We start from the raw sequence: 4,261 nt of genomic DNA on the forward strand, positions 1-4,261 counted from the left end.
TGGGCGCGGGGGCGTAGCCGGCCGGGCGGGTGGTGAAGGTGCCGCGGCCCTGGGTGCGGCCGCGCAGGCGGCCCGCGTAGCCGAACAGTTCGGCGAGCGGGACCAGCGCGCCCACCCGGGCGGTGGCGCCGGGGCCGGGGTCGGTGGAGCGGACGTGGCCGCGGCGGGCGGCGAGGTCGCCGAGGACGGTGCCCAGCGCGTCCTCGGGCACGGTGACCGTCACCTCCGCGACCGGTTCCAGCAGGTGCATCCGCGAGGCGCGCAGGGCCTCGCGCAGGCCGAGGCGGGCGGCGGTGCGGAAGGCGAGCTCGGAGGAGTCCTTGGGGTGGGTCGCCCCGTCGGTGAGGGTGACGGCGACGCCGGTGACCGGGTGTCCGCCGAGCGGTCCTTCGGCCAGGGCGTCGCGGCAGCCCGCCTCGACGGCCTGCACGTACTCGCGCGGCACCCGGCCGCCGGTGACGGTGGAGGCGAACGCGAACTCCGCTTCGGCGCCGTCCGGCAGGGGGTGGACGTCGAGGACGAGGTGGGCGAACTGGCCGGCGCCGCCGTCCTGTTTGGCGTGCCGGTGGACGAAGCCGGTGACGCCCTCGACGAGGGCCTCGCGCAGGGCGACGCGCGGGCGGCCGACGACCGCCTCGATCCCGCTGTCGCGCCGGACCTTCTCCACCGCGACCTCCAGGTGCAGTTCGCCCAGGCCGGACAGGGTGCGCTGACCGGTCTCGGGGTCGGTGGCCACGCGCAGCGAGGGGTCCTCCTCGGCGAGGCGGGCGAGGGCGGCGGCCAGCTTGTCGGTGTCGACGGCGCGGCGGGCCTCGACGGCGACGGTGACGACCGGTTCGGCGCTCACGGGGGCCTCCAGGAGGATCGGGTGGTCGGGGTCGCACAGGGTGGCGCCGACGCGGGTGTGCTTGGGGCCGACGACGGCGACGATGTCGCCGGCGCGGGCGTGGTCGGTCTCGGTGTGGCGGTCGGCCAGGACGGTGAGGATGCGGGCGACGCGTTCGCGGCGGCCGGTGGCGGTGTCGAGCACGGTGGCTCCCTTGTGGAGGGTGCCGGCGTACAGGCGCAGGGGGGTGAGGCGCCCGGTGGGGGCGGCCGTGACCTTGAACGCCAGGGCGGTCAGGGGCTGTTCGGGGTCGGGGTCGCGCCGCTGGGTACGGTCGGCGGAGCGGGTGGGCGGGACGTCGAGCGGGGAGGGCAGGTAAGCGACGGCGGCGTCCAGGAGCGGTTCGATGCCGCGGTTGCGGTAGGCGGAGCCGCACAGCACCACGACGGCCTCGCCGGTGCGGGTGAGGTCGCGCAGGGCCGCGGTGAGGGTGGCGGCGCCGACGGTTCCGTGGGCGCAGAACTCCTCCAGGGCCCGGGGGTGCAGTTCGGCGACGGCCTCCTCCAGGGCGCGGCGGCGTTCGGCGGCCGGGCCTTCGAGGTGGGCGGGCACCGGGCCGTGCGCCATGGCGCCGTCCTCGTGCCAGGTGAGGGCGCGCAGGTGGACGAGGTCGACGACGCCGGTGAACGACTCCTCGGCTCCGATGGGCAGTTGGACGGCCAGCGGGCGCGGGTGGAGGCGTTCGCGGATGGAGTCGACGGCGGCGTCCAGGTCGGCGCCGGCCCGGTCGAGCTTGTTGACGAAGGCGATGCGCGGCACGCCGTGTCGTTCGGCCTGGCGCCACACCGACTCGCTCTGCGGCTCGACGCCGGCGACCGCGTCGAACACCGCCACCGCGCCGTCCAGGACGCGCAGGGAGCGCTCGACCTCGTCGGCGAAGTCGACGTGGCCGGGGGTGTCGATGAGGTTGATCCGGTGCCCGGCCCAGGCGCAGCTGACGGCGGCGGCGAAGATGGTGATGCCGCGGTCGCGTTCCTGGGGGTCGAAGTCGGTGACGGTGGTGCCGTCGTGGACCTCGCCGCGCCTGTGGGTGGTGCCGGTGAGGTAGAGGATCCGCTCGGTGACGGTGGTCTTGCCGGCGTCGACGTGGGCGAGGATGCCGAGGTTGCGGACGGCGGCGATGCTGCTTGTGGTGGTGGTGCTCGCGGTGGTGGTGTGGGTGCGCATGGCCCGGGTGCCTTTCGAGGCGGTCCTGCTGGTGGGGTGGGCGCGCGATTCGGCAGTGCCGACGGACCGTCGGATTCGTTGCCACACAGTGGGCTTACGGCCTCACGGGCCGGTGTCAGACGGTGGCGGCACTGCTCCGGTGCCGGCCGCGCAGCGGGCACCGGGAGAGGCGGGACACCAGGATCACCTCGTACCGCGACGCGGGAGAGGGGGCGGCGGCACTCTGCTTCGGCATGGCCGCCCTCCCCCTCTCCCCGTCTCGTACGTCACGGTCGTCGCGTTCGGGCCGCGCGTCGGGGCGCGGCCGCGTGGCGAGTGTAGGGAAGGCGGGCCGGACGGTGCGACGGGTTTTACGGTGCGCGGGTTCTACGGCGCCCGGGTTCTACGGTGCGCGGGGTTTTACGGTGCCGGTTCCTGCGGCGCGCGGAAGCGCAGGACCGGTTCGGACCAGCCGTCGTCGCGCACCCCGGCGTCCAGGGCGGCGCCGATGGCCCGTTCCTCGTAGCCGAAGTGGGAGTCCATGATGGCGGCGAGCCCGTCGAGTTCGCGTCCGATCGCCTCCAGGTCGGCGTCGGGCCGTCCGGCGGCCTGGTCGGCGAGGTGCCGTACCCGGGTGAGGATGCCGGTGATGAGGCCGTGGTCCTCGACGAGGTTGGCGATGGTTGGCGCCAGGTCGGGGCGTTCGCGCAGGAGTTGGGCGAACAGGCCGTCGTCCTCGCCCTGGTGGTGGTTGGTCAGGGCGGTGCAGAAGGCCAGGCAGTGGGTGAGGAGCCGGTCGTCGTCGCCGTGCGGGCGGGGCCGGCCGAGGTTCGCGCGCAGGTCGGCGAGGCGGCGGCGCAAGTCCTGGTGCGCGCGGGAGAGTTGCAGGCTGAGGGCGGCCGTACGGCCGGTGGAGGGGGAGGCCACGGGTGGCGGTCCCTTCGGTCGCGCACCTCCATGCCTGACGCGGTCCGTCACCGGCACGCGATGCTCGCGCCAGCAGATCACGTGACCCGCCCGGCGGGCAAGCGGCGGGGCCCCGGCCCAAGTGGCGCCCCGGCCGGCGTCCCGGGGCCGCCGTCACGCTCCGCCGGCGAGGTCGCGCAGGGTCGCCCCGGCCTTCGGGGTCAGGACGAGCGGGCCCCTGCCGCTCGTCCACACGGCCCGCACGTCCAGGCTCCGCAGGCGCCAGCCGTCGGGGGTGCGCACCGCCTCGCCGGTGAACGTGCCGCCGACGTCGAAACGGCCGCCGGGCTCCTCGCCGCGCGCCCGCTGGGTGGAGGCGAGGTGGACGTGCGCCATGACGGCGTTCCAGCGCACCGCGGCCCGGTCCCCGTCCAGGTCGATCATGTGGTTGGCGCCCACGTGCTGGGTCCGCTCGAACTTCCCGAGGGTCGCCTGCTCGGACTCGGCCAGCCCGTCGATGCCCTCGTGGTCCCCCACCGGCGTGGTGATCCGCACGTCGGGGGTGAAGTAGCGCCGCGCCCACGCCTCGTCGAACCGCCCGCCGTCGCGGGGCACCGTGTCGAGGCTGAGCAGGTAGCCGTCGATGAGGCCGGTGATCTCGGCGCGGTCGGTGAGGACCCGGACCCGCTGTTCGAGCGCGGCGAGGTTCGCGGCGATGGTGTCGATGGCGGTGGTGGCGGTGGCGGTGGTGGCGGTGGCGGTGGTGGCGGTGGTGGCGGTGGTCATGGCCCTGGCTCCTCGGGGTCGCCGTGCGCGGCGCGACCCGGTCCGGTCGCGCACCACGGAGGCTAGGACCTCAAGTCGACTTGAGATCAAGGTCCCGGTCCGCTGCCGGGCTGGCCCGACCGGCAGCGGACTCGGCGGCGGGCTCGGCGACGGGCTCGGCGGCGGGCTCGGCGGCGGGACGGACAGCGGTTTCGGCGCGCGGGCGCCCGAGCAGGATGCCCGCCACGACCAGCGCCAGCCCCGCGCCCTGGCGCGGCCCGAAGGCGTCGCCGTCCAGCGCCGTGCCCAGCAGCACGCCGGTGAGCGGGTTGAGCAGCCCGAGCAGGCCCACGGTGCCGGCCGGCAGGTGGCGCAGTCCGGCGAACCAGCAGGCGAAGGCGAGCGCGGTGGCGATCACGGTGGTGTAGCCGAAGGCGAGCAGGGTGGGCGCGTCCACCGGCGGGGGCGGGCCCTCGACGGCGGCGGCGAGCGGCAGCAGCACCAGGCCGCCCGCGGTCAGCTGCCAGGCGGTGGCGGCGAGCGGGTCGGCGCCCTCGC

At 75.9% G+C, this 4,261-nt stretch carries 4 protein-coding genes; all 4 read right to left on the bottom strand.

The window, feature by feature from the left end:
* The coding region (fusA, locus tag AE652_RS36425) for an elongation factor G (protein ID WP_049659310.1) at positions 1–2,053 on the bottom strand (2,053 nt) is incomplete at its 3' end.
* Between the two features lie 399 nt (positions 2,054–2,452).
* Positions 2,453–2,959: a hemerythrin domain-containing protein gene (locus tag AE652_RS36430; RefSeq protein ID WP_049659312.1), complete on the bottom strand. Its 507-nt coding sequence runs from the start codon at positions 2,957–2,959 to the stop codon at positions 2,453–2,455.
* A 153-nt stretch (positions 2,960–3,112) separates the two neighbouring features.
* Positions 3,113–3,724, bottom strand: coding sequence for a nuclear transport factor 2 family protein (locus tag AE652_RS36435; protein ID WP_082346209.1), 612 nt, complete (start codon positions 3,722–3,724; stop codon positions 3,113–3,115).
* Positions 3,725–3,794: 70 nt separating this feature from the next.
* Positions 3,795–4,261 (bottom strand): DMT family transporter (locus AE652_RS36440; RefSeq protein WP_159028658.1); only part of this gene is annotated, 467 nt, incomplete at its 5' end.

Source organism: Kitasatospora sp. MY 5-36 (genome assembly GCF_001182915.1).
In the GTDB taxonomy this organism is placed as follows: Bacteria; Actinomycetota; Actinomycetes; order Streptomycetales; family Streptomycetaceae; genus Kitasatospora.